General features: G+C 57.2%; 21 protein-coding genes and 1 pseudogene. 6 read left to right on the forward strand and 16 right to left on the reverse strand.

Annotation, left to right across the window (positions count from 1 at the left end; genetic code table 11):
- Nucleotide 1 precedes the first annotated feature (1 nt).
- Nucleotides 2–1336, forward strand: a complete 1335-nt coding sequence (locus ACLI1M_RS07965; protein ID WP_248099878.1) for a protein kinase domain-containing protein — start codon at nucleotides 2–4, stop codon at nucleotides 1334–1336.
- On the opposite strand, the gene ACLI1M_RS07970 is transcribed toward ACLI1M_RS07965, so the two are convergent.
- Nucleotides 1333–2721 carry a class II 3-deoxy-7-phosphoheptulonate synthase gene (locus ACLI1M_RS07970; RefSeq protein ID WP_411706498.1) on the reverse strand — a complete coding sequence of 463 codons (1389 nt, stop codon included), beginning with the start codon at nucleotides 2719–2721 and terminating at the stop codon, nucleotides 1333–1335. The two genes, ACLI1M_RS07965 and ACLI1M_RS07970, sit on opposite strands and share 4 nt — an antisense overlap.
- Nucleotides 2722–2765: 44 nt before the next feature.
- A complete protein-coding gene (locus ACLI1M_RS07975; RefSeq protein ID WP_239204554.1) occupies nucleotides 2766–3275 on the reverse strand; it encodes a polyadenylate-specific 3'-exoribonuclease AS in 510 nt (169 codons plus the stop codon).
- Nucleotides 3276–3349: 74 nt separating this feature from the next.
- Here ACLI1M_RS07975 and ACLI1M_RS07980 point away from each other — a divergent pair, with 74 nt between their 5' ends.
- Nucleotides 3350–4531 (forward strand): glycosyltransferase 87 family protein, encoded by a 1182-nt coding sequence (locus ACLI1M_RS07980; RefSeq protein WP_248099876.1) that lies wholly within the window; start codon nucleotides 3350–3352, stop codon nucleotides 4529–4531.
- On the opposite strand, the gene ACLI1M_RS07985 is transcribed toward ACLI1M_RS07980, so the two are convergent.
- From ACLI1M_RS07985 to ACLI1M_RS08040, 12 genes are all read right to left on the reverse strand, one after another.
- On the reverse strand, nucleotides 4437–5528 hold the full coding sequence (locus ACLI1M_RS07985) for a hypothetical protein (RefSeq protein ID WP_248099874.1): 1092 nt from the start codon (nucleotides 5526–5528) through the stop codon (nucleotides 4437–4439). The genes ACLI1M_RS07980 and ACLI1M_RS07985 overlap by 95 nt on opposite strands.
- 65 nt (nucleotides 5529–5593) lie before the next feature.
- Nucleotides 5594–6334 carry a lysophospholipid acyltransferase family protein gene (locus ACLI1M_RS07990; RefSeq protein WP_248099872.1) on the reverse strand — a complete coding sequence of 247 codons (741 nt, stop codon included), beginning with the start codon at nucleotides 6332–6334 and terminating at the stop codon, nucleotides 5594–5596.
- A gap of 23 nt (nucleotides 6335–6357) precedes the next feature.
- Complete coding sequence (locus ACLI1M_RS07995) at nucleotides 6358–7290, reverse strand: ROK family protein (protein WP_239204393.1); 933 nt, start codon at nucleotides 7288–7290, stop codon at nucleotides 6358–6360.
- Nucleotides 7291–7328: 38 nt separating this feature from the next.
- Nucleotides 7329–8432, reverse strand: a complete 1104-nt coding sequence (locus ACLI1M_RS08000) for a glycosyltransferase family 4 protein (protein ID WP_284835831.1) — start codon at nucleotides 8430–8432, stop codon at nucleotides 7329–7331.
- A complete protein-coding gene (locus ACLI1M_RS08005; protein WP_200288858.1) occupies nucleotides 8433–9476 on the reverse strand; it encodes a C40 family peptidase in 1044 nt (347 codons plus the stop codon).
- 113 nt (nucleotides 9477–9589) lie between these two features.
- Nucleotides 9590–10219, reverse strand: coding sequence for a C40 family peptidase (locus tag ACLI1M_RS08010; protein ID WP_200288857.1), 630 nt, complete (start codon nucleotides 10217–10219; stop codon nucleotides 9590–9592).
- Between the two features lie 968 nt (nucleotides 10220–11187).
- Nucleotides 11188–12810 (reverse strand): cytochrome b, encoded by a 1623-nt coding sequence (locus ACLI1M_RS08015; RefSeq protein ID WP_023021177.1) that lies wholly within the window; start codon nucleotides 12808–12810, stop codon nucleotides 11188–11190.
- A complete protein-coding gene (locus tag ACLI1M_RS08020; protein WP_023021176.1) occupies nucleotides 12810–14030 on the reverse strand; it encodes a ubiquinol-cytochrome c reductase iron-sulfur subunit in 1221 nt (406 codons plus the stop codon). Before ACLI1M_RS08020 ends, ACLI1M_RS08015 begins: the two co-directional genes overlap by 1 nt.
- Nucleotides 14027–14914: a c-type cytochrome gene (locus ACLI1M_RS08025; RefSeq protein WP_049361051.1), complete on the reverse strand. Its 888-nt coding sequence runs from the start codon at nucleotides 14912–14914 to the stop codon at nucleotides 14027–14029. The genes ACLI1M_RS08020 and ACLI1M_RS08025 overlap by 4 nt, the downstream gene beginning before the upstream one ends.
- Before the next feature lie 53 nt (nucleotides 14915–14967).
- Nucleotides 14968–15552 (reverse strand): heme-copper oxidase subunit III, encoded by a 585-nt coding sequence (locus ACLI1M_RS08030; protein ID WP_193387608.1) that lies wholly within the window; start codon nucleotides 15550–15552, stop codon nucleotides 14968–14970.
- 572 nt (nucleotides 15553–16124) lie between these two features.
- Nucleotides 16125–16556: a cytochrome c oxidase subunit 4 gene (locus tag ACLI1M_RS08035; protein WP_049361050.1), complete on the reverse strand. Its 432-nt coding sequence runs from the start codon at nucleotides 16554–16556 to the stop codon at nucleotides 16125–16127.
- Nucleotides 16557–16575: 19 nt separating this feature from the next.
- Nucleotides 16576–17649, reverse strand: a complete 1074-nt coding sequence (locus ACLI1M_RS08040) for a cytochrome c oxidase subunit II (RefSeq protein ID WP_049361049.1) — start codon at nucleotides 17647–17649, stop codon at nucleotides 16576–16578.
- Nucleotides 17650–18037: 388 nt separating this feature from the next.
- Here ACLI1M_RS08040 and asnB point away from each other — a divergent pair, with 388 nt between their 5' ends.
- Nucleotides 18038–19960 (forward strand): asparagine synthase (glutamine-hydrolyzing), encoded by a 1923-nt coding sequence (gene asnB, locus ACLI1M_RS08045; protein ID WP_248099870.1) that lies wholly within the window; start codon nucleotides 18038–18040, stop codon nucleotides 19958–19960.
- 66 nt (nucleotides 19961–20026) lie between these two features.
- Here the strand turns inward: asnB and ACLI1M_RS08050 are convergent, their stop codons facing one another.
- Nucleotides 20027–20371, reverse strand: a complete 345-nt coding sequence (locus tag ACLI1M_RS08050; protein ID WP_005324455.1) for a HesB/IscA family protein — start codon at nucleotides 20369–20371, stop codon at nucleotides 20027–20029.
- Between the two features lie 141 nt (nucleotides 20372–20512).
- On the opposite strand from ACLI1M_RS08050, the pseudogene ACLI1M_RS08055 reads away from it, so the two are divergent.
- Nucleotides 20513–21203: pseudogene (locus ACLI1M_RS08055) on the forward strand (DUF3043 domain-containing protein).
- A gap of 12 nt (nucleotides 21204–21215) precedes the next feature.
- Complete coding sequence (locus ACLI1M_RS08060) at nucleotides 21216–22010, forward strand: nicotinate-nucleotide--dimethylbenzimidazole phosphoribosyltransferase (protein WP_200288853.1); 795 nt, start codon at nucleotides 21216–21218, stop codon at nucleotides 22008–22010.
- A gap of 8 nt (nucleotides 22011–22018) precedes the next feature.
- Here the strand turns inward: ACLI1M_RS08060 and ACLI1M_RS08065 are convergent, their stop codons facing one another.
- The gene (locus ACLI1M_RS08065) at nucleotides 22019–23116 is read right to left on the reverse strand and encodes a branched-chain amino acid aminotransferase (RefSeq protein WP_282439251.1); all 1098 of its coding nucleotides are present in this window, start codon (nucleotides 23114–23116) and stop codon (nucleotides 22019–22021) included.
- A 103-nt stretch (nucleotides 23117–23219) separates the two neighbouring features.
- Between ACLI1M_RS08065 and ACLI1M_RS08070 the strand changes: the two genes are divergently transcribed.
- Nucleotides 23220–24707 carry a leucyl aminopeptidase gene (locus tag ACLI1M_RS08070; protein ID WP_248099868.1) on the forward strand — a complete coding sequence of 496 codons (1488 nt, stop codon included), beginning with the start codon at nucleotides 23220–23222 and terminating at the stop codon, nucleotides 24705–24707.
- The last annotated feature ends 15 nt before the right edge of the window (nucleotides 24708–24722 follow it).

Genomic DNA, 24722 nt, shown 5'->3' on the forward strand with positions numbered 1-24722 from the left:
CATGACTAGGTTGGAAATTGGTGACGTGCTGGAAAACCGTTACCGCATCGATCGCCCCATTGCCCGCGGTGGCATGTCTACCGTCTATCGTTGCGTGGACATGCGGCTTGGGCGAGCGGTAGCGGCCAAGGTCATGGACGAGCGCTATTCCGATGACCCAGTTTTTATCAAGCGCTTTTCGCGCGAGGCCCGCGCCATGGCTCGTTTGCAGCATCCCAACCTCGTGGCTATTCACGACTTTTCGGCCGATGGTGAGCCCATCTACCTCATCATGGAGCTCATCGATGGCGGTACGCTGCGCGAGCTTCTGGCCGAAGGCGGCCCCTTCCCAGTGCAGGCGGCCACCTCTACCCTGCGCAATGTTCTCCGCGGCCTAGAGGAGGTGCATTCCACCGGGCTCATCCACCGCGACATCAAACCCGATAATGTGCTTATTACCTCCCACCACCGAGTAAAGGTGGGCGATTTTGGGCTGGTGCGCGCCACCAATGCCGAAGCCACGACAAACATGATTGTGGGCACCGTGTCCTACCTTGCGCCAGAGCAAGTCACAGGTGAGGAAATTACCCCGGCCTCAGATGTATATTCAGCCGGTATTGTCCTCTTCGAGCTGCTTACCGGCACCGTTCCCTTTTCTGGCGATACTCCCATGGCGCATGCCACGGCCCGCTTAAATTCCGACGTCCCCGCGCCGTCGTCGCGTATCTCTGGTGTGCCCAAGCTTGTCGACGCCCTCGTGGCCACCGCCACCGCCCGTGATCCCCGTGAGCGCTTCTCCGACGCCGGCGAGTTTCTCGAGGCACTCGATGACGTCTGCCGAGAGCTCGATCTCCCAGACGTGACCATCCCCGTGCCAAGGAACGCTGCGGCAGCGCGCACGGCACAGGCTCCTACGGATTTTTCTGGCACAGGAGCCACCGAGATCTTTGAGCCCACTCGCAGCATCTCGCAGGACGAAACGGAACATCTTGACGGTGGCCCGACAGAAGTCATCCCGCCGCAGCGCCTTAGTTTTGAAACAAAACTGGATATGCCTCAGGCGGAGGCCGCTCCAGGGCCGCAGCCACAACCGCAGCCATATTCCACGGCCGAGTCCCCCCTCGAGCCGTTTGCCCCGGCAGCTGCATCTGCGCCACCACCGGTGTCGGCGTCTGTCCCTGAGCAACCGGTCCACAGCGCACAAGAAGAACCCGCCGAGCGTCCGTTGACCAACCGCAATCCGCTTTCACTAGTTCTTTTCCTACTAGTGGTAGCGATTGCTGTTGGCGCGGTGGCGATCGGCGGGTGGTGGTTCGGTTCTTCGCTTTATGGCATGACGCCGAACCTGTGGATTTAGTTACGCAGCATCTCCGCAATGAGGAAGGACAGCTCTAGCGATTGCTGTGTATTCAAGCGCGGATCTACGGCAGACTCATAGCGGCCCGGCAGGTCCACGTCGGTGATGTCCTCGGCACCGCCTAGGCACTCGGTGACGTCTTCACCGGTGAACTCGAGGTGCACGCCACCCGGATGGGTGCCCAGTTCACGGTGGACCTCAAAGAAGCCTTGGACCTCGTCCACAATCTTGTCAAAGTGGCGAGTCTTATAACCATTGGATGCGGTAAAGGTATTGCCGTGCATCGGATCAGACTGCCAAACCACCTTGTGGCCTGAGTCTTCCACTGCCTTCACGATGGCAGGTAGAACGCTTCGGACCTTATCGTGGCCCATGCGCGAAATCATGGTCAGGCGACCAGGTTCGCGGTTCGGGTCGAGCCTTTCTGCGTACTCCACGGCCTGCTCTGGGGTTACCCCTGGCCCCAGCTTGATGCCCACTGGGTTGCCAATCATCGCCGCAAAATTCACGTGGAAATCCTCGATACCTCGAGTGCGCTCACCAATCCATACTTGGTGCGCAGAAAGATCGTAGAGCTTGGTATCGCCGTTATTATCCAAGCCCAAGCGCAGCATGGAGCGCTCGTAGTCCTTCAGCAATGCTTCGTGCGAGCAGTAGATATCGGCAGAGCGCAAGGTGTCATCGTGCACGCCGCAGGCATTCATAAAGTTCAGGCCGTTTTCGATCTCACGGGCTAGGTCCTGGTAGCGGGCACCAGCGCGAGATTTACGCACGAACTCACGGTTCCACTCATGCAGGCGGTAGAGATCCGCAGTTCCAGACGAGGTTAGCGAACGTACCAGGTTCATTGCCGCCGAAGAGTTTGCGTAGGCGCGGATCATGCGGGCAGGGTCGTGACGGCGCGCCTCCTCGCTTGGCTCCACGCCATTGACAATGTCACCGCGGTAGTTCAACAGACCGTTAGAATCCGTATCAGAGGAACGCGGCTTGGCGTACTGGCCGGCGATGCGGCCCAGTTTCACCACGGGAACCGAGGCACCATAGGTCAACACCACGGCCATCTGCAGCAGCGTTTTCACATTGCCGCGGATATGCGGCTCGGTATTTGACTCAAACGTTTCTGCACAGTCGCCGCCTTGCAGCAAAAAAGCCTTGCCTAGGGCAACGTCTGCCAGCTTCTTATTGAGCGCTTCAATCTCGGGCGCAACCACGATAGGAGGCACGGATTCGAGAATTTTGCGCACGTTATTGGCCTGGGAGGGATCCCAGCTTGGCTGCTGCTTTGCATCACGCTTGATGACGTCTTGGAAGACTTCCTCGATGCCCTCAGGCAATGGTGGAAGGTCCGGGAGAACGCCTTGCGGAATATCTACTGTCCAACTCACACTGCTATTTAACCATTAAGGACCTATAGCGCGTTAGTTAAATTCTAGATATTGATTCTATTGCCCTTAGAGAGCGGAAGCACCTGGGCGCAGGCACGGAACTTGGCAAGGTTATGGCGGGCGTCGACAAGCGCATCATGATTGCCCTTTGGCACGGCGGGCAAGCTTGGTCGTCCTGCAAACTCCCAGTACTGCTTGAGCTCGCGGGTATAGCGCGGCATCCGCCTAGGCAGCCCGGCCATATCTCCCCACAACTGCGCCAATACCACGTGATCGTAGGCTCCCACCCACGCCCACAGCTCTATCGGAGTGGAACTTTGGGTCAGGAATTCAAAGACCTCCGTGCGGATGGTCTCCAAAGGTTTCCACACTGGATCCCGGGGGCTGGGCAACTTGGCTAATACATTGTCTTTTACCCAAGAATTGGCCTTTGCCGGATCAAAATCCGTAGACACAGCGTAGTACTCGCTGCCATTCTCACCGACGATGCCGATGGAGACCAATTCAATGGTCTGTCCATCTTCGATAAATTCGGTGTCATAGAAGTAGCGCACGTCTCCCAAGCCTAGCGTCGCCTTATCCGGGGCGGTAAATTGGCTCCTTAAAGAGACAGTTGTACACTTCTGGCGTGAAGAAGTCTGTGTGGTTTACTGCATTTCCCTTGTGCCTATCTGCCCTCGTGGCCCTTTGGTGGCTGATTGATATTCCGGAGCTTTTCTCCGGCCATTTCTCCACCTACTACCACATTGACCTCGACGTTTACCGCGAAGGCGGTGCCGGCTTTGGCAGCGATTTATATGCCAAAGATTACCTAGTGGGCAGCAATCGCGATGTCTCTCTCCCCTTTACCTACCCGCCGTTTGCGGCGCTGCTTTTTGTCCCATTGAGCTGGATTCCCCTCACCGCCGCAAGCATCCTCATATCTATCGCTTCCTTTGCTGCGCTTTGGGGCTGCGTAGCCCTCGTTCTGCGTGCTTTGCGCTGCCCTGGCTGGGCAGGTTGGGCGCTTTTGGCCGCAATGCTTACTGAGCCGATCACGGAGACCTTTAGCTTCGGGCAGGTCAATATCTTGCTGACCGCACTAGTGGTGGTGGATATCCTCTGGCTTAGCCCCAGCCGTGGCCGCGGCGTGCTGACCGGTATTGCAATGGCTATCAAGCTCACCCCCGCAGTATTCCTCGCCGTGTTCTTTGTCCGCAGGGAATGGCGCGCATTTTTCAGCGCGCTAGGCGCCTTCCTAGCCGCGGGTCTCCTTGCCTTTGCTTGCAATCCGCATAGTTCCATCCAGTACTGGAGCGATACGTTGCGCGATTCCAACCGCATTGGCGGCCTTGCCTATAGCTCCAACCAATCTCTGCGCGGATTCTTCAGCCGCCTAGCCCCAGAACACGCCGAAAAGCTATGGCTCGTAGCTGTTCTCCTCGTCATTGCCCTCGTCTGGTTTACCATGGAGCGTCTCTCACAGGAGAACCAAGCGGTGCTCATGCTTCTGGCCGCATCAGTTTCGCTGCTGTGCTCGCCGGTGTCGTGGTCGCACCACTTTACCTGGCTCGTTTTGGCGGGAGTGCTTCTGGTGGCCCGTCGCCACTGGGGGTTTGCCGCACTAACGTGGCTGGCGCTTCTGGCTCGCGGGCACTGGCTCGTGCCTCATGCCAATGGCCAAGAGCTAAGCTGGGCCTGGTGGCAGCACATCGTGGGCAATGATTACGCCATCGTTACTGCCCTGCTGGTTCTTTGTTCGCTACCATTGGCTCTACGACGGGCCGGCGCTTATCAATCCGCGGTGGAACCAGCGTCCACCCAAGGATAGGTACCTTGCCCAGCGCCCACAGTGCCACCGAGGCCACTGCCGAGTAGAAAAAGCAGGCTCCAATCCAGAACCAGGTATTTTCCATGGGCCACGCGCCGGCCAGGCTCACCGCGTAGTCTCGGTGGGCCATGAAGAACCCGAATCCCACCGTCATACCAATGGGGTGGGCCAAGTAAATGGGCAACGTGTGCCGGCCGACAAATTTTACGAAGGTGGAAAGCGCCGGAATATGGCTGATGATGACCGCACCGACGATGCCCGCTGGGGTTTCGAGCGTTTGCTCTGCAAAGCGAATCAAGAGATCTAAATCGCCCCGGCCGAGGACGTCCCCACCTGGCAATGGCCACTGCACAGCTACGTCACCTTCGATAGCATTCCAGGTTTGGCGGAGGGACAGTCCCGTGATGTAGCTAATGATGGCCGCACAATATACCCATAGCGATCCTGTGTGGAAGTTGCCCTTGAAGGGTGCTTCGGCGGCGTCGGCAAACCGCGTAATTGGTCCACGCAAATAGGCCGCCCCCACGAAAATGGGCAAGAACATAATTGCCTTGCCGATGAAAAAATAGTGGTCCTGCCAGGCTATAAAAAGCAGCGGTGCAAAACTTAGTCCTATGCCCGCCCACGCTGGCAGCTTGCGCACGGCCCACAAAAATATATTGAACAAAATGAGCGAGTGAATAAACCAAGCCATCGTGTGCCCCAAAAGCAGGTTATACAGTAGCTCAGTAACCTGGAGATAGGGATCACCGAAAACCCAGTGATATTCGATGCGCTTGGTCCATAGTTCAACGGTCATCCACACCGTATAGGGAACGAGGAAAAACCACAGGCGTCGAGTAAATAGCTCGCTAAAAGAATAGCGAAAAATCTTGGTAGAGAAATAGCCGGATACGAGAAAGAACAAGGGTAGGCGGAGCGGGTCCAGCCATACGTTTAGGGCAGCCAACCACGTTAGCTCACCTTCTGGAACTACCAGCGTGACGTGCAGCAGCACGACGCCGATAATGGATACGCCTTTAGCGGTATCTGGCCAGGCTAAGCGGGCCTTGGGAATAGTGATTACCTCCCCTTGTATTCTGCGCCGGCGGGGTAACCATGGCCAGCTTTGAGTGAAGCCTTCACATCGGAGGCGTACACATCAACATAAGGCTTATCGCTCATCTCGGCCAAATTGCGCATCACAAAATCAGTAAAGGCACGGATCGTCTCATGCTCTTTTGGATTCATACCGCGCTCTTTGGCCCACTCATGCGGCCAGATGGCGTCGCCCACCCGCACGCCGACCTTGAAGGGGCGAGGAATCCACGAGCCAATGGGATTAGCTTTGCACGTGTTGATCATCGCAATGGGGAAAACCGGTTGGTTAGTCTCCATCGCAATGCGCGCCATGCCGGTGCGGCCCTTATAAACGCGACCATCCGGAGAACGGGTGCCTTCCGGGTAAATACCGAAAAGGTCCCCGCGGGACAAGATGCTTTCTGCGGTTTGCACAATGGCATCGCCAGCGTCTTCACTATCGCGCTCGATGGGGACTTGGCCTACCGAAGTAAAAAACCACTTCTGCAAGCTACCGACGAACCCAGGGGTGGTGAAATATTCCGACTTAGCTGGAAAGGTAATCTGGCGAGGGCATACCAAAGGAAAGAAGAAAGAATCCATCACAGCTTGGTGATTCGAGACCAAAATCGCGGGCCCTTCCGCTGGGATGTTTTCAATTCCCTCGGTCCACGGGCGATTCCATACGCGCAGGACAGGTCCGAAGAATATGTACTTAAAAGCCCAGTACCACTTGTTTTTCATCGCCAGGTCGTCCTTTGTTCGTTCTAACGGCCGCTACGGGCCAAATCGGCTACGCCAATCATACCCGCTGCAGACCCCAATTCCGCGGTGGCAACACGTGCGAGGGGGCGATGCCCTGCCCCGACAATATCTTGCCCCATGGCTTTGGTGGCCCCTTCGAGGTACAAGTCCGCGTCTTGAGATACGCCGCCGCCAAGCACTATGAGCTCTGGATCGAGGACATCGGCCACAATGGACAGGCCTTGACCTAGCCACCGGCTGAAGTCTTCCATCACCGCTACAGCAAGCGGGTCTCCCCTACGCGCTGCCTGGGTAATTTCTTTACCTGTAGGCTCCGCCGGCAACGAAGTCTCATAATGTTCACGCAGATCGGCGCAGGTATCCGGCAAGGCAGTCCCGGAGGCATAACGCTCCAAACAGCCACGCTTGCCACACGAGCACTGCCGCCCATTAGGAGACACCACGATATGCCCAAACTCTGGTGCGGTGCCGAACGCACCGCGGTAAATGGTGTCATGCGTCATCAGCGTGGCGCCGATTCCGGTTCCCACTGCAAAAAAGACCCAATCTTCCGCGCCACGACCAGCACCAAAGCGCCATTCTCCCCACGCAGCAGAATTTGCATCATGCTCCAAGCGCACGTGCATGTCTAGCTTGCGCGAAAGCGACTCCTGCACGTGGGCTTGCCGCCATGGAAGATGCGGGGCAAAGCGCACTACTTCGCACGAAGGATCCAGAAATCCCGCCAATGCGAGGCCAACCGCATCCACTGTATATTCAGCGCGCAGTTCCTCGACGATACCCACTATGTCCGCTTCCAGTTGCTCGACGTCCATAGAAGTGGGAACGGTACGGCTCGCGAGAATTTCCCCTTCCCGAGTGATCACTCCACCGCGCACGTTGGTGCCACCGACGTCAAAGCCGATAGTGAGATCGGCGGAGTTGTTCTTAAGCATGCATAACAGAATATACCGACAACCTGGTTAGGGTCACATCAGGACATCAGCCGACGCAATCGCTGGCCCATAATCCGCCAGGTCCAATGAGCTTCTACATGGCGACGCCCCGCCTGCCCCATGCTGAGCCTACGCTGCGGATTCGCCAAAAGAGACTTTACTGCCTCTGCCAGCTCCTGCACCGATGAGCCATTGACGACGACTCCGGTATCCTCCGTCATTGTCTCCGGTGCTCCGCCGGAGTTTCCGGCAATAACCGGCAGGCCGCACGCTTGGGCCTCCAAGTAGACAATGCCTAGGCCCTCAACATCCAGACCGCCGCCGCGAGTGCGCGCCGGCATGGCAAAGATATCCGCCGCGTGCAAGGCAGTCTCAATGCTCTCTGCTTCTTGAATCACCGCATCCGGGCAGTAGATATCCGCCAGTTCCTCTAAGGCCCGGCGATAGCGCCCGCGCCCGATAAGAAGTAGCTGCGTATCGGGGAATTCTCCACGTACTAAGGGCATGGCGCGTAGGAGCTGATCCTGGCCTTTGCGGGGTACGAACCGCGATATGCACACGATAGTCGGCCCGCTGACACCGAACTCAGCCTTTGCAGCTGCACGTTGCTCCGGTGTGGCCGGGAAAAGTCCTTCTACACTCACGCCGGAAGGCAAATGCTCCCACCGCGGATTCGGCCCAAATGCTCGGCGCAACCGACGCAGGGTGTATTCAGAGATATAAGTAATGACGTCGGCGTGATCACCAATGCGGCGCAGGCACTGCCTGGCGACGGGCAGCATCGACCACCCCACCTCGTGTCCGTGGGTTGTAGCAACCACACGGGTGGCTCCTGCCTCTTTAGCGGCCTTGCCCATCAAGGCAAGGGGCGCAGCTGCACCGAACCACACGATGTCAATGCCCTCGGCGCGGATAATCTCCTGCATGCGGCGCACCGTGGCCGGCGTCGGCAGCATCACTCGGCGAGGCCAACGGATAACCTTGTAGTCCACCGCGGCATCGAATTCCGCCGGCGACTCCTGAGTCGAGGCAAATACCACGACGCCGCGCGGATCTAAGGTTGCTAAAAAATCCCGGAGGTAAGACTGAATCCCGCCGATCTTGGGCGGGAAATCATTGGTTACCAGCAGAACGCGGGCCACTTAGTACCGCGCCGTTCCGGTAATCGGCATGGACTTCAACGGCACCACCTGAACAGGCACGCCATAGGTAGAGGCATGGACCACCTGCCCATTACCGATGTACATACCCACGTGAGTGACACCAGGGTAATAACCCACAATATCGCCCGGCTGCAGGTCCTCTAGCGGTACCGAGGTGCCGCCAGCAATCTGAGCCTGCGACGTACGTGGAATCGACTTGCCAATCTGCTGATACGCCCAGAACATCAGCCCAGAGCAATCAAATTGATCTGGGCCTGCAGCGCCCCAGCCATAAGGTGCACCCAGCTTCGACAGAGCAGCGGAAGCGGCACCATCAGCAACCTCGCCCAAATCCATATCAGGCTTATCGGTACCGCCGAACTGCCCTTCCCAGGCCTGACGCTGTTGCTCATCGAGGGCGTCTACCTGCTTCTCGATGTCCTCTTGCTGCTTTTCCAGCTCCTCCTTTTCCTTGAGGAGCTTCTCGCGCTGCTCTTCTAGCGCCTTCTTTTCCTCGCGTACCTTAGTAGCGGCTTCAGTAGCCTTGTGCTTTTCTCCCTCCGCCGTCGAAGCGGCGCTCGCCTTTGCATCAAGGGTGCGCTGCGCCTGGCGGGAAAGCGCGCCGAGGTAACCCATGCGCTCAACTGCATCGGAAGGATTTTCTGCAGCCAGCGCTCCCGATACAGCGGAGCGAGAATCGCCGCGGTAGCGCGACTGAGCGAGGTCATCGACGCGGCTCTGCTGCGCGGTCACGTCACCCTTCGCCTCATCCGCCCGAGTTTGCGCCTCAGCGGCTGCGCTCTCAGAATCAGAGACTTCCGCCTGTTTTTCCTCGAGCTTGATTTCTAGCTCTTTTACTTCTTCATTCTTGGCGGAAACCTTGCGCGCAACCTCGCCAACGCGCTCCACCAACGCGTCCATATCTTCCGTGGCGTTTTCCTGTTGCGGCGCCGCTTCCTGCGCAACTACCTGCGAAATCCCAGAAACCGACGACACAGCAAGAGCTGCCACGATTGCAGCTACGGGAAGTACTCGTTTAGACACGTAAGGACCCTTAGACTAAGAGGAATTTAAAAATCGCATCAATTATAGCGGGTTTTACCCCCTAATGCACAACAAAGCCCTCCCACGGAAGGGAGGGCTCTATCCGCAACCTATTAGAAGCGGACAGCGGAGTGAATCGGCATGTAGTTCATGTCGCGCTCCTGAACCGGAACACCGGAGTTCAAAGCGTCAATGATGGTGCCGTGGCCGGTGTAGATGCCGACGTGGGAAGCACCACCGTAGTAAGCGATGATGTCACCCGGCTGCAGCTGATCCAGCGAAACCGGAGTACCACCGGAGGCCTGTGCCTGAGAGGTACGCGGAATCTGCTTGCCAGCCTGAGCGTATGCCCAGCTGGTCAGGCCGGAGCAATCGAAGGCGTTAGGGCCTGCAGCGCCGTAAACGTACGGGGAGCCGATAACGGAGCGGGCTGCTGCCAGCGCCTTCTGACCAACGGTCTGCTGTGCCGGAGCTGCCTGCTTGTGGCCGGCGGCTGCGTAGTTGGTGTTCTGCTGGTCAGAAACCTGGCCCAAAGACGGAACGTAGCGGTCAATGTTCGGGACCTGGTCAATATTCGGGACGTTTTCCAGACCTGCTACCTCGAAGCGGTAGTCAGTATTAGGTACGACGACCTCTGCCGCCTGCGCTACGCCTGGCGCAACGACAGCTGCGGTGGCAGCCAGTGCTGCGGTAGATGCGATTCGACGGGTGTTCTTAATGCCCTGACGACGGTGCTGTGCCATTAGAAAAACTCCAAATCTTCCTGCGCGCCTACTTCTCTACTAAGAGAAGCTCTGACCCTGGGGGACTAGCGTTCGTTGGAAATCCGTTCCTTTAGGATTTCCTCCACTCGGCCCCTCAGTAGGAGGAGCCAGATGCGGCGCTGTAATTCTTCTGTTTAGATTGAGCACCTTTCGGGCGGTAACTCAATGTCTCGAATAGGTTACGAAATCATTACAACCGATGTCCATTCGCACTACCCAATTTTGCTTTGTTATCGGTTCGTTACCTTCCCTTGACCTAGACGAGACTTATCACCCATAGAACGAAATAAGTTCACCGCTAGCAGAACTTATAAACCTACTACCTGCATAAATATCAAAGCTCAGACCACACCGCTCAAAGCCGTATGTTCACAATGCTGACACTCAACAATTAAGCAAGTTCTAATTTGTGACTTTAGCCACTAACACATTTGATGGCCCTATTTAGCCGTAAGTTAACCCCTTCTACTCCACCGCACTGTAGCCCCTTCACGACAGTCGAACCTCCCTACATAGCCGAGCAGTATCGGCCTCTCGCCGCGTACAGATCTTTAACCGAAACCCATAGTGAAGGTCACCGCGAGACTAGAAAATAGGGCGTAACTACAAGGAACTTGAGAAAGCCCCTACAAGAAGCAGCATCGAAGCCTGACTGCCCGTAGGGACAACGCCAAACGAAAACAACAAGCCCGGCTATGAACGCCTGCCGAGGAACTCCATGGACTTCTCACGCGTTTATCGTCTAAACATTGCTCCTCCATGCTCCAAGGCCGCCCGCAGCGTAGGGGCTCCATTCCAGTACTCTTTCTGCGCTTCGGGATTACACCTCAACAACAACAGCACCTAGAGAAGTATTGGGCCAGCAAAACGCAAAACCCACCCTTGCTCCTTCAGGAGGAGCAGGGTGGGTCTATGAGCGTGTTTCGAGTAATCCTCAGGAAAAGGGCTTAGATGCGGCCGTTTTCCTCGTCCTCGCGGCGGTTAGCCTCGTTGAGGCGACGGAACATCTCCGCTTCCTCATCGTGGTTATCCGAGTGGATTTCATGGACGCGGTGCATGAGCGCCTCATCGTCAGGGCTAAAGGTGCCCTGAGTCTCGGAATCCGCCAAGCCGAGCTGGTTGAGCTGCTTTGGAACCTGAGCACCTGCGTACTCGAGGGGAACTGGGTGACCATCGGCATCAACCGGGCCGAGCGGCTGGTGAACCTCAATGAAGGCACCATTCGGCATCTGCTTGATAACGCCGGTCTCGATACCGTGCTCCAGAACCTCACGGTCGGAGCGCTGCAGACCAACGCAGATGCGGTAGGTCATGAAGTATGCAATCGGAGGCAAGATGATCAAGCCGATACGACCAACCCAGGTCATCGCGTTGAGCGAAATCTGGAAGAAGTGCGCTACGTGGTCGTTACCACCGGACAGCGTGACCAGCAAGAAGAATACGATGGCAGCTGCGCCGATAGCGGAACGGGTAGGAACATCGCGCGGACGCTGCAATAGGTTGTGGTGTGCATCGTCACCGGTGAACTTCTTCTCCAAGAATGGATATGCCATAAGCAGTACGACCATCAGACCACACAGCAGAGCAACCCAGAACGCGGAAGGAATGGTGTAGTTGCCAATGTAGAGCTCCCAAGCTGGCATGACACGGGCAACACCATCAGTCCACAGCATGTAGATATCCGGCTGAGAACCGGCGGAGACCTGGGACGGGTTGTATGGTCCAAGCGTCCAGATGGCGTTGATGGTCAGCAGACCAGACATCAGAGCAAGTACGCCGGCGACCATCATGCCCATGCCAATTGCCTTGGTAGCAAAGACCGGCATAATGCGGACACCAACGACGTTGTTCTCGGCACGGCCCGGTCCGGGGAACTGGGTGTGTTTCTGGAACCAAACCATAATCAGGTGGGCAGCAATCAGGCCGAGGATGATGCCCGGAATGACCAGAACGTGCAGGATGTAGAAACGATCCAGCATCAGGTCAGACGGGAAGTCACCGCTGAAGATTGCCCAGTGCAGCCAGGTACCGATAATAGGCAGGCCGAGGATGATGGCGGACATGATTCGCAGACCAACACCGGAAAGCAGGTCATCCGGCAGGGAGTAACCGAGGAAGCCCTCGATCATGCCCAGCAAGATGAGTGCGCAGCCGATGATCCAGTTTGCTTCACGTGGACGGCGGAATGCGCCGGTGAAGAAGATGCGGAGCATGTGAGCCACCATGGACATCATGAACAGCAGGGCTGCCCAGTGGTGCATCTGGCGCACAAACAGACCGCCACGAACCTCAAAAGAGATGTCCAGCGCAGTGGCGTAAGCGCGAGACATTTCCACACCGTTCAACGGTGCGTAGGTGCCGTCGTAAATGACCTTCGTAATGGAAGGGTCGAAGAACAACGCCAAGTAGATACCGGTCAGTACAAGAATGATGAAGCTGTACAGCGCCATCTCACCGAGCATGAAGGACCAGTGGGTCGGGAAGACCTTGTTCAGCTGAGTCCTCAGCACACCGGCGGCGCTATAACGCTCATCCATATTGTTGCCCATTTGGGCGAGTTTATTGCTCATTATGACTTACGCTCCCAGAATGCCGGGCCGACAGGCTCAATGAAGTTGCCCTGTGCAACGAGGTAGCCCTCGTCGTCCACCGTGATAGGCAGCTGTGGCAGTGCACGGGCTGCAGGACCGAAGACCGGCTTGCCGTAGTGCAAAGCGTCGAACTGCGACTGGTGGCATGGACACAGGATTCGGTTGGTCTGAGCCTCATAGAGAGAGGTCGGGCAACCGATGTGAGTACAGATCTTGGAGTAGGCGTAGTAGTCGCCGTGGTGGAAGTCTTCTTGACCTTCGCGCTCGATGGCCTTCTGCGCATCGTTGTGACGCAGTCGGATCAACATCACGGCGTTGCGGTTGCCGTGAATTGAGTGCATGTGGTGCTCGTAGACATCGCGCTCGGCATCGTACTTATCGCCATCGTTGACGTCTTCTTCTGCCAGCGGGAAGACGGTCTCCATACCGCCTGCTGCCAGATCCTCCGGACGCACGCGAACCAGGCGGGTAACGCCCTTGGTGCTGTAGTGCTCGCCGGTTTCACCGGAGTGCTTCTCAGCGATGGTACCGGTGTCGCGGGCCAGGTAAAGCTTGACACCTTCATTATGAAGGGTCCAGCCGGAGGTCCACAGAGTTCCGTCACCGGCGTAGTTCAGGTTGTGGCGAACCTTCCATGGGTTCTTGATTGCGCCGCCCAGCGGTGCAATCACAGTCAGGCCGAACAGAACGCCGGCTCCGCCCAACAGCCCCTGAACGGTCTTACGGCGACCAAGGGTGGAAGTCTTCCAAGAATCATTCAGCAACGCGGTCAAGGTACGACGGTCAACCTCTTCGGAAGGACCGTCATGGCGACGCTGTACGGAAATCTCCTCTGGGAGGATCTTCTTAACGTACTGAACAATGGCGATACCCAACGCACAAATTGCGAGTGCGGCGGTAATACCCAGCAAAGGAGTGTAGAGGGTGTGCCAAATGTGGCCCTCCTCCCCTAGCTGCTTGTACTGCCACGGCCAGAACAGGTAAACGCCGAGGAATCCCAGCCCGCCGATGACAGACAGGAAAAGCCAGATGGCGACGTTGCGGCCCGCACGCTTTTCAGCCGGGTCGCCTTCAACCGGGAAGCGCTCCTTGCGGAACGCGACGGTGACATCATCGAGCTCGGTACCTAGAGCAGCGAGTTCATCGTTGCTCATCTTATCGAGCTCAGCATTAGTGTAATTCTTCTTTACATTGCTCATGAGCGCGATCCAATCCACATAGCGGCGGCGCACAGGGCGCTAATGCCGATAATCCACATTGCCAGGCCTTCCGCTACGGGGCCGAGGCTACCAAGGTCCCAACCTGCTGGGGAAGGAGTTTCCTTTGCAGACTTGAGGTAGGCAATGATGTCCTTCTTCTCGTCTGCAGTCAGCTGGCGGTCGGAGAACTTAGGCATGTTCTGCGGGCCGGTCAGCATTGCCTGGTAAATCTCCTGCTCGCTTGCCGGGGCAAGCTCAGGAGCGAACTTACCGGAGGACAGCGCGCCACCCTGGCCGGTGAAGTTGTGGCAAGATGCACAGTTCATGCGGAAGAGCTCAGAGCCCTTCGCTACGTCTTCTGCTTGGATTTCGCCATTGTAGTTAGCACCACGCAGGGATTCCTGGGCAACGCTTCCGTCATCGTTGTAAACGATGTCTGCGCCGCCACCATTGGCTGCTACGTATGCAGCCAATGCCAGAGTCTGCTGCTCGGTGTAACGCGGAGCCTTGCGCTCTGCCTGCGCATCGTTAGACATCATCGGCATACGGCCAGAGTGTACTTGGAAGTACACAGAACCAGCGCCGATGCCAACGAGGGAGGGACCGCGGCCTTCGATGCCCTGCAGATTGGCACCGTGGCAAGTGATACAAGCGGTGTCATAGATGTCCTTGCCCTCCTGAACGAGGGCTTGGTCATCTTTTTCCGCCGTGGCGACCTGTGCGTCTGGGGTCAAGGCAGAAGCCAAGACGCCCGCACCGGACAGGCCAATCGCCAAAGCGAAGCCACCGGCAATGGTGCGCTTCGCCTTGCGGCGACGGCGGGTCTTCTTAGCCGCCGCAGTGGTCTGCTCCACTGCCACGGACTGCGAATTGTTATCCATCATTTTCCTTTAGATAACTCGAACACGGGAGGACTGTTTGGGGATAGTGGCCAGTTCTACTGGACCAAGTAAATAACGGTGAAGACGCCGATCCACACAACGTCAACGAAGTGCCAGTAGTAAGACACTGCCATTGCGGCGGTCGCCTGCGCCGGCGTGAACTTGGACTTAGCAACGCGCGCCAGGATGATTGCAAAAGAAATCAGACCTGCGGTCACGTGCGCAGCGTGGAAGCCGGTGATGATGTAGAACACCGAACCGAAGACGCTGGACTGCACAGTCACACCTGCGTGAATCAACTCGGTCCACTCGAATGCCATGATGCACAGGAACACAACGCCCAGTACCAGCGTCACGGTGTACCAGAGTCGAAGCTTGTAAACGTCACCCCTTTCTGCGGCAAACACGCCGAACTGAGAGGTCACAGAAGAAGTAATCAGCACTGCCGTAATGAGGAAACCCATGGGCAGGTTGATATGGGCGGTGTGCTCCGCCCAGTCGCCTTCTTGACCGTTTGCTCGCGAGGTGAACCACATCGCGAACAGTCCGGCAAAGAACATCAATTCCTGAGACAGGAACACGATGGTGCCCACACTGACCATATTTGGTCGGTTCAGTGAGGCAGCACGTGGTGCTGTCATACCTTGGTTAGAAACTACGCTCGTCACAGAGGCCATTATGGCTGTTCTGGGCGGCAAAGTCACCTCGATTCCCCCCGTTATCACTATTCATTTTTGATGCTTTAGCCAGCAGACGTTCAGCCAGTTCCCTGCGATATTTTTATTTTTTCCGCCGGGAACTTTTTCCTCTGCTTTACGACGCCCCATCGATGCAGGTGACAACACACGACGCCCCACGCTTAGAAATTCCCGAGCGCCCCCACCTCAGTAATTCTGACCTGTAGATGCATTAACAAGTACGCGAGATTGATACTTTCTGGAGAGATAAATCACACCCACTCATTACCCCAAACCCGCAGGTCTACAACTTTCGGTCGACCCCCGCGAAAAGTCGCCTCTACGTGCCCGAATGACGTAGACAGTCAGGTAGCAGTCTTGCTAGATATCCAGCCACTACCCCACCACAGAAAAGTTTTTTGGAATCTAGGGAACTTTTTCGCGGAACATCCGACTACCGATCGCCAAAGCCCTCCTAGCTTCCAAAGCTAGGAGGGCGGAGAAGTTTTAGGCGGGGATTTCTTCAGAGTGAAGAACTAGTGCTTTTCCTTTGGCAGACCGTACTGCAGGGAAAGACCGGTGCATGCCGCGATGAGGCAGACAGCGCCGAGAGCGATCAACCAGAAGTAGAGGAAGATGATACCCAGGCCAAGGAGGGCGATAGCACCGGTCATAGCCAGCGGCCAGATGGAGCCTGGAGAGAAGAAGCCTAGGATGCCAGCCGCGTCCTCGGTCTCTGCCTCTTCCCAATCCTCTGGCAGGACGTCGCTGCGGTTATCGGTGAAGTGCAGGTAAGCACCGAGCATCATGCACAGCAGGAAGGCAAGGAACATACCCACGATGCCAACCCACTCGGCACCATACAGGTAGCCGTCGTCCTTAACGAAGGTAACGCCGAAGATGTAGACAATCAGCGAGACAAGAAGGTAGGTCGCGATTGAGTAAAAGACTTTCGATGTTGCACGCATTGTGTTGTGTCCTTATCTCTTATGCCGCCGTGTTGACGAAGTTGTCACCATTAGCGGTATCACGCTCGCCGGAGAACGGGTGGGTGGTAACCGCGTATGGGTCCTGACCGATTTCCTTGAGAGCCTCGGCGTTGGTAGCTTCCGGATTGTTCTCGCGGAACTTCATGTACTTGTTGAAGTCCTCTGGGGATACAACGCGAATTTCGAAGTTCATCATCGAGTGGTAGGTACCGCACATCTCGGCACAGCGACCAACGAATGCGCCCTGCTTCTCAATCTTTTCCACCTGGAAGCTACGCTCCTGAGCGTTTGCCTCTGGGTGTGCGTAGACGTCGCGCTTAAATAGGAACTCCGGTACCCAGAATGCGTGGGATACGTCGCCAGAAGCGAGACGGAATTCAATCGCGGTATCGGAAGGAAGAACCAGAACCGGAACCTCTTCGGTAGTACCGACGGTCTCAATCTTGTTGTAGTTCAGGTAGGAAAGGTCGCCCATGGACTTGCCGTGGATTGGGTTCGGGTTATCGATACCCTCTGGGTCGTGAGCAGACTTTTCTGCCTCGGCCTGACGTTCCTTATCAGCACCGTCATAGTTCTCACCGTTAACGTGGTTCTCCGCGTAACCGAACTTCCAGTTCCACTGGAAAGCGGTGACGTCGACGACGACCTTCGGATCCTTATCCAAGGCGGTAACTTTCTGCTGGGTCTGAACGGTAAAGAAGAACAGGCCCATGATAATGAGGATCGGAACGATGGTCAGAACCATCTCAAGCGGTACGTTGTACTGAATCTGGCGCGGGAACTCGCCCTTGCCATCCTTCTTCGCCTTCTTCGCGCTCCAGCGGAAGATAGCGGTGAGGAATAGGCCCCACATAATAAAACCAACGATCCATGCAGCAACCCAGACCCAAATCCAGAAGTTGTACATGGCCTCTGCCTCAGGGGTAATACCCTTTGGCCAACCGAATCCTAGGAGGTTCTCTACAGCAGTTGGCGCCTGAACGTCACAACCTGCCAGAGCGAGTCCACCCAGGGCAAGTGCGCCAGCTACGCCCGCCTTGCGGGCAAAGGTGCGCTTATTACGCTGTCCCACGTGTGTTCTGCCTTTCTGTCCACACAAAACTTCTCGAATACTCACAGAGCACTCTTACCCAATCAGAATAGAGGAAAATTGCCAGATTCCCAGCCTATTTAAAGGCATAAAAGGGCACCTAGTGCACTCATTTCATATTCTCCTTCTTGTAGGTTACCGCCCCACCTGCACAATGTTCCAACCGGACCCTAAGGTTCCAACACGGCCATGTGTGTCAATTCACAGCTTGCCCGGGGATACATCAACCGAAAGTTCGCACCCTATCGGGGAAGCTATTTCCAAGGCAGCCAACAGCTTTCCTTAAGCCGTGGCGTGTTCTAGTTTGCACCTCTCGAGCCGTAAAGTGGGTGACTAGCAATAGACGCTTATATTAAGGAGCAATCTTTACATGTGCGGACTTCTTGGCATGCTCGCCACCACGGGCGACGTAGATAAGTACGTTGACGCGCTAGAACGTTCCCTGCCTTGCATGCGCCACCGCGGCCCAGATGCGGCAGGCACCTGGCACGACGGCGATGCTGCCTTTGGCTTCAATCGCCTGTCCATCATTGACCTAGAACACTCCCACCAGCCCCTTCGCTGGGGCCCGGAGGATCAGCCCGACCGCTACGCCATGACCTTCAACGGCGAAATCTACAACTACGTAGAACTACGGGAAGAGCTCAAGGGCCTCGGCTATACCTTCCATACCGAAGGCGATGGTGAGCCTATCGTGGTGGGATACCACCACTGGGGCAAGGACGTGGTCAACCACCTGCGCGGCATGTTCGGCATCGTCATCTGGGACACCCACACTAAGACGATGTTTGCTGCCCGCGACCAATTCGGCATCAAGCCGCTGTACTACGCCACCACCGACGCTGGCACTGTCTTTGCCTCCGAGATGAAGTGCATTCTGGAAATGGCAGACGAGATCGGTCTAGAGCTCAACCTTGACCGCCGCGCCATTGAGCATTACGTCGACCTGCAATACGTCCCGGAGCCGGAGTCCCTCCACGCGAATATCCGCCGCGTGGAATCCGGCTGCACTGTTACCCTTCGTCCAGGCGAAGAGGTTGTCCTCGAGCGCTACTTCAAGCCCCGCTTCCCTGTTCAACAGGTAAAGCAAGGTGAAGAGCAGCAACTCTTTAACCGGATTGCGGAGGCGCTGGAGGATTCCGTAGCTAAGCACATGCGCGCCGACGTCACCGTAGGCTCCTTCTTGTCGGGCGGCATTGACTCCACAGCTATTGCCACCCTGGCTAAGCGCCACAACCCTGATCTGCTGACTTTCACCACCGGCTTCGAGCGCGAGGGCTACTCTGAGGTCGATGTCGCGGCAGAGTCCGCGGAAGCTATTGGCGTAGAGCACATCGTCAAGATTGTCTCCCCGGAGGAGTATGCCGAGTCCATCCCGAAGATCATGTGGTATCTGGACAATCCGGTAGCTGACCCTTCGCTGGTTCCGCTCTATTTCGTGGCCCAAGAAGCCCGCAAGCACGTCAAGGTTGTTCTTTCCGGTGAGGGCGCGGACGAACTCTTTGGCGGTTACACCATCTATAAGGAGCCACTGTCCCTCGCGCCCTTTGAGAAGATCCCTTCCCCACTGCGCCGCGGGTTGGGCAAGCTCTCCCAGGTGCTGCCAGAAGGTATGAAGGGCAAGTCTTTGCTCAACCGTGGCTCGATGACCATGGAAGAGCGCTACTATGGCAACGCTCGTTCCTTCAATTTTGAGCAGATGCAGCGGGTTATTCCGTGGGCGAAGCGCGAATGGGACCACCGCGAGGTAACTGCGCCCATCTACGCGCAGTCCGAGGGCTTTGACCCGGTCGCACGCATGCAGCACCTAGACCTCTTTACCTGGATGCGCGGTGACATCTTGGTCAAGGCCGATAAGATCAATATGGCCAACTCGCTTGAGCTTCGCGTGCCCTTCTTGGACAAGGAAGTCTTCAAGGTGGCCGAGTCCATCCCTTATGACCTGAAGATTTCCCACGGCACCACCAAGTACGCACTGCGCAAGGCAATGGAGCAGATCGTTCCGGCCCACGTTCTGCACCGCAAGAAGCTGGGCTTCCCCGTGCCGATGCGCCACTGGTTGGCCGGCGACGAGCTCTACGGCTGGGCCCAAGACACCATCAACGAATCCCAGACCGAGGACATCTTCAATAAGAAGGAAGTTCTCGAGATGCTCAAGGAGCACCGCGACGGCGTCTCCGACCACTCCCGCCGTTTGTGGACCGTACTGTCCTTTATGATTTGGCACGGCATCTTTGTGGAAAAGCGCATCGATCCGCAGATCGAGCAGCGCGACTATCCAGTCAAGCTCTAAGAGCCTTCCACACATACACAAGAGGGTGGGTGCCATCGGCACCCACCCTCTTTGCTGTCCTTCTTTTTAGTTGAAGGAATCGCCACAGGCGCAAGAACCGGTGGCATTCGGGTTATCGATGGTAAAACCCTGGGACTCGATGGTGTCAGCGAAGTCAATCTTGGCACCGGTCAGGTAAGGAACGGACATCTTGTCCACGACGAGGTTTACGCCGCCTACCTGGTCGACCTTGTCACCATCCAAGGTGCGATCATCAAAGTAAAGCTGGTAGCGCAGGCCAGCGCAGCCACCAGGCTGAACGGCAATGCGTAGGGAGAGATCGTCGCGGCCTTCCTGATCAAGCAGCGCCTTTGCCTTAGCGGCTGCTGCTTCAGTCAGAATGACGCCGGTTGCGGAAGCTGGAGCGGTCATCACTTCTCCTCAATAAGTATTGGTTTCGTTGCCACTACCCTACCCGCTTCTTTCAGGTGGGAAAAGGTAGCCCACTGCTACAACATCTACTGGGCCGGGCCTATTCCCCTATTCGCGCCTAAACCTTGTAGTGTGAGGAGCGTGAAACTCCCGTGGCAAAAAGATGACAAGACCTCCACTGAGCCCGCCTGCGCAGGACAAGGCGCAGGAAGAAATTCAGAAAGAGCCCCAGCGCAAGGGCTATACCCCACCGAAGGGTCGTCCTACGCCAAAGCGCTCCGAACAAGAGATCGCGCGCGGCGTAAAGCGCGATCCCCATGGCATGTCCGAAGCACAGCGTTACCAGCACCGCAAGGACATGAAGAAGTCCATGAGCAAGGACGAGTGGAAGGAATATAAGAAAAAGGAGCGCCAAGAGCGCCAGCAGGCCAACCGTGAGCAGCAGGCCCGCATGGCTGACGGTGATCCGCGTTTCCTTCCCGCTCGCGATCAGGGCGCAGAACGCGCCTATGTGCGCGATTGGGTAGATGCGCGCCGCAGCTTGAGCAATTGGGTTATGCCAATGGCCCTAGTTCTCATCGTGGTCGTGTTCTTGACTTACGCGGTACCAAGCATCGCGACAGTCATTAACGCGGTGGCGATGGTTATCCTCATTATCTTTGCCATCGAGGGCATCATCTTGGCCCGCCGCTGCAATAATGCCGTGCGTACCAAGTTCCCTGGCACCACTGAAGCCGGCTTTAGCCTGGGCTTTTATGCATATTCCCGCGCCAGCCAGCCGCGCAAGTGGCGCATTCCGCGCCCCCGCGTGGAGCTCGGTGCTGACGTTTAGGGAGATGTGCTCATGGCCATTCCGCAGCCCGATTCTCAGGCACGTACCGCACACGACGCACAGCTCGCGCCTTATGGGCGCCTGACCGAAGCCGCCCAATGGCTAGCCGCCTGCCAAGGCAGCGCCCCCGCTCAGGAGCCGCAGCGTATACGAGCCATCGTCTTTGCTGAGCAGGAGCCCCAGCTACCGGCTCCCGAGACCGCTGCGCGTCGGGCCGGGGCCGGACTGAATGTAGTCACGGTGACGGATCTATCCCAGGCATATGACTTGGGAGCCGCTACCGCAGATGCGGAAATTGATGCCGGTGCGGACCTACTGATTCCCGGCGGCGTGGAAAGCGCCCGCGTCCCCGCCGTGGTCATGGCGACGATGACGCAGACGGAGCCGGTAGTGATCGTCGGCAAGCAGCCCAGCGTGGAAGACTGGAAGCGAGAGGTCTCTGCCATTCGAGATGCTATGTTCCGCGCCCGCAACCTCGAGGGCATGGAGCTCGTAGCCTCCTGCCAGTCTGCGGTGCTGGCCGCTGCGGTGGGGCTCATTACCCGAGCCGCGGAGCGTCGCACGCCCCTCCTTATCGATGCCCCCTTAACCGCAACCGCGGCGCTCCTTGCCGAGCGCGATAACCCTGGGGTGAAAGAGTGGCTCTTTGCCACTACCCTTTCCACCGCCCCTGCCCATGAGTTGGCGCTAAGAAAACTGGGCCTCCAGCCACTGCACCAACTGGCAATGGAGCCGGAGCCCACCCTCGGCGCCCTAGCGGCGCTGCCGATGCTACTTACCGGAGTCGAGATCGCCGCAGACGCCTAAGCCGCGGCCTATTTCACCAGGGTATGCAGCCAGCCATGGGTATCTTCCACGGCACCGCGCTGAATTCCGGTTAGGTGCTCGCGCAAGGTCATGGTGATCTCGCCTGCTTCATTGCCATTGACCTGGAAATCGGCGGAATCGCCCAGCACGTGGCCCACCGGGGTGATAACCGCGGCAGTACCGCAGGCAAAGGCCTCCGACATTGCGCCGGATTCTGCATCGCGCTGCCATTCCTCGGCCGTAATGCGGCGTTCGGTGACCTTGTAGCCCAGGTCTTGGGCAACTTGCAGAAGAGATTCGCGCGTGATGCCCGGCAACAAGGAACCGGATAGTTCTGGCGTAACAATCTCCACATTCTCGCCGGAGCCATAGACAAACATGAGGTTCATTCCGCCCATTTCTTCGATGTAGCGGCGTTCAATAGCGTCCAACCAGACCACCTGGTCACAGCCCTTTTCATCCGCCTGAGCTTGGGCCAATAGCGAGCCCGCATAGTTGCCCGCAAACTTGGCCGCGCCGGTGCCGCCGGGCGCTGCGCGCACGTAGTCGGTGGACAGCCAGACGGATACCGGTTTGATGCCACCACTGAAGTAGGAACCCGCTGGGGAGGCTATAAGCACGTAGCGGTAGGACTTGGCCGGGTGAACCCCCAAGGAAACCTCGGTGGAGATCATAAAGGGACGCAGATACAACGCCGCTTCTCCACCGGCTTCCGGTACCCAGTCCTTATCTACTTCCACCAACTGGCGCAAAGACTCAATAAACTCCTCCTGCGGCAGCTCCGGCATAGCCAAGCGTTCAGCAGAGTTGATAAACCGCTGGGCATTATGGTCGGGACGGAAGGTGGCAATGGAATCATCGGGCTGACGATAGGCCTTGATGCCTTCAAAGATTGCCTGCCCGTAGTGGAATACGTTGCTTGCCGGTTCCATTGTCATCGGCCCGTACGGTCTTACCTGAGCATCGTGCCAGCCCTTTTCTTCGGTCCAATCAATGGTGACCATGTGGTCCGTAAAGTGCTTGCCAAAGCCGGGGTTGGCGAGGACTTCACTCAATTCCTCCGCAGACGTGGGATTATCGGTCCGAGTAATCGTGTAATCAAGCATGCCCACAATCTACCCCTTTATCTATAGCGAGGCAGGAATAAGTTCACCGCTGCGCGGTACAGTAGAGGGAAGATTGATAAGCCTTTTTATAAAGGAGGACACTATGGCACAAAACGAATTGCCCGCACGCGGTCACTTTCCCAAGCTAAAGCTGGGGAAGAAGGCTCCTAAGAAGGCGGACGCGCTACTAATCGCTGCGTTCCAGGGCGAAGGCGGGCTAGAACTGCCGGGTACCGAATTGCTAGGGGCTGCCGCACTTCGCTCCACCTATGAGGCACTGGTGGCCGTAGGGGCTTCCGGCACGGCCGGCGAGGTCACGCGCGTACCGGCTCCAGCTAAGGCTGGCGTAGCCTCCATCATCGCCGTGGGATTGGGCGAAGCAGAAGAAGTAGACGATGAAACGCTGCGCCGCGCTGCAGGCCAGGCCGCCCGCTCCATTAACAAGATTGAGCAGGTAGCTACCTCTCTGGGCGATTTTGGCATCGCCCCAGTGGTAGAAGGCCTCATCCTCGGCGGCTATAAGTACTCCGGCCTACGCAGCGAGCCATCTACGGTGCCCACCACCTTTACCGTAGTGGCCGAGAAGTCAGCTCAAGAGGAATTTGAAAACGCGAAGATTACCGCTGAATCCGTTCTTCTCGCCCGCGATCTGGTCAATTCTCCATCCAACCTGCTCTACCCAGAAAGCTACGCCGCTTTCCTTTCCGCCCAAGCAGCAGAGGCGGGCCTTGAGGTAGAGGTCTTGGATGAAAAGGCCCTAGAAAAGCAGGGCTTTGGCGGCATCCTGGCGGTCGGCCGTGGCTCTGCACGTCCGCCGCGTTTGGTCCGCTTGAGCTGGCGCCCGAAGAAGGCCAAGCGCCACGTCGCGCTGGTGGGCAAGGGCATTACCTTTGATACCGGCGGCATTTCCTTGAAGCCAGGCGCCAAGATGTGGGACATGATTTCCGATATGGGCGGTTCCGCCGCAATGGCCGCTGCCATCATCGCTGCGGCAAAGCTGAACCTCAAGGTGGGTATCACCGCTACCCTGCCACTGGCAGAAAACATGCCAGGCAGCGATGCCACCCGCCCAGGTGACGTCATCACCCACTACGGCGGCATTACCTCCGAGGTGCTCAACACCGATGCGGAAGGTCGCCTCGTGCTTGCTGATGCCATTGCGCGCGCCAGCGAGGACAACCCTGACTACCTCATTGAAACGGCTACTCTCACCGGCGCCCAGATGGTTGCTCTAGGTGAGCGGACCGCCGGCGTTATGGGTTCCGAGGAATTCCGTGACCGCATGGCCGAAGTCGGCCGCGAGGTGGGCGAGAAGGCTTGGGCCATGCCGCTACTGGAGGAACACGAGGAATCGGTAAAATCCGCCAGCGCCGATATCCGTAATATCAACGCTAAGCGTGAGGGCGGCATGGAATATGCCGGCACCTACCTCCAACACTTTGTGGGTGAAGGAATCGAATGGGCCCATATCGATGTGGCCGGCCCTTCCTTCAACACCACTGGCGCTTATGGATACACCCCAAAGATGGGCACCGGCGTGCCCACCCGCACGGTGGTAGCAGCCCTGCGCGAAATTGCTGAATTAAAGTAGCACCACAGCAGGCTT

It is taken from the genome of Corynebacterium sp. LaCa54 (genome assembly GCF_046717495.1).
In the GTDB taxonomy this organism is placed as follows: Bacteria; Actinomycetota; Actinomycetes; order Mycobacteriales; family Mycobacteriaceae; genus Corynebacterium; species Corynebacterium kefirresidentii.

Bases quoted from the DNA above. Each gene is read 5' to 3' on its own strand.
- asnB (WP_248099870.1), top strand. From the start codon at position 18,038: ATGTGCGGACTTCTTGGCATGCTCGCCACCACGGGCGACGTAGATAAG.
- ACLI1M_RS08025 (WP_049361051.1), bottom strand. From the start codon at position 14,914: ATGATGGATAACAATTCGCAGTCCGTGGCAGTGGAGCAGACCACTGCG.
- ACLI1M_RS07965 (WP_248099878.1), top strand. From the start codon at position 2: ATGACTAGGTTGGAAATTGGTGACGTGCTGGAAAACCGTTACCGCATC.
- ACLI1M_RS08050 (WP_005324455.1), bottom strand. From the start codon at position 20,371: ATGACCGCTCCAGCTTCCGCAACCGGCGTCATTCTGACTGAAGCAGCA.
- ACLI1M_RS08010 (WP_200288857.1), bottom strand. From the start codon at position 10,219: ATGGCACAGCACCGTCGTCAGGGCATTAAGAACACCCGTCGAATCGCA.
- ACLI1M_RS07990 (WP_248099872.1), bottom strand. From the start codon at position 6,334: ATGAAAAACAAGTGGTACTGGGCTTTTAAGTACATATTCTTCGGACCT.
- ACLI1M_RS07995 (WP_239204393.1), bottom strand. From the start codon at position 7,290: ATGCTTAAGAACAACTCCGCCGATCTCACTATCGGCTTTGACGTCGGT.
- ACLI1M_RS08020 (WP_023021176.1), bottom strand. From the start codon at position 14,030: ATGAGCAATGTAAAGAAGAATTACACTAATGCTGAGCTCGATAAGATG.
- ACLI1M_RS08035 (WP_049361050.1), bottom strand. From the start codon at position 16,556: ATGCGTGCAACATCGAAAGTCTTTTACTCAATCGCGACCTACCTTCTT.
- ACLI1M_RS08015 (WP_023021177.1), bottom strand. From the start codon at position 12,810: ATGAGCAATAAACTCGCCCAAATGGGCAACAATATGGATGAGCGTTAT.
- ACLI1M_RS08060 (WP_200288853.1), top strand. From the start codon at position 21,216: ATGGCCATTCCGCAGCCCGATTCTCAGGCACGTACCGCACACGACGCA.
- ACLI1M_RS08070 (WP_248099868.1), top strand. From the start codon at position 23,220: ATGGCACAAAACGAATTGCCCGCACGCGGTCACTTTCCCAAGCTAAAG.
- ACLI1M_RS08030 (WP_193387608.1), bottom strand. From the start codon at position 15,552: ATGACAGCACCACGTGCTGCCTCACTGAACCGACCAAATATGGTCAGT.
- ACLI1M_RS08065 (WP_282439251.1), bottom strand. From the start codon at position 23,116: ATGCTTGATTACACGATTACTCGGACCGATAATCCCACGTCTGCGGAG.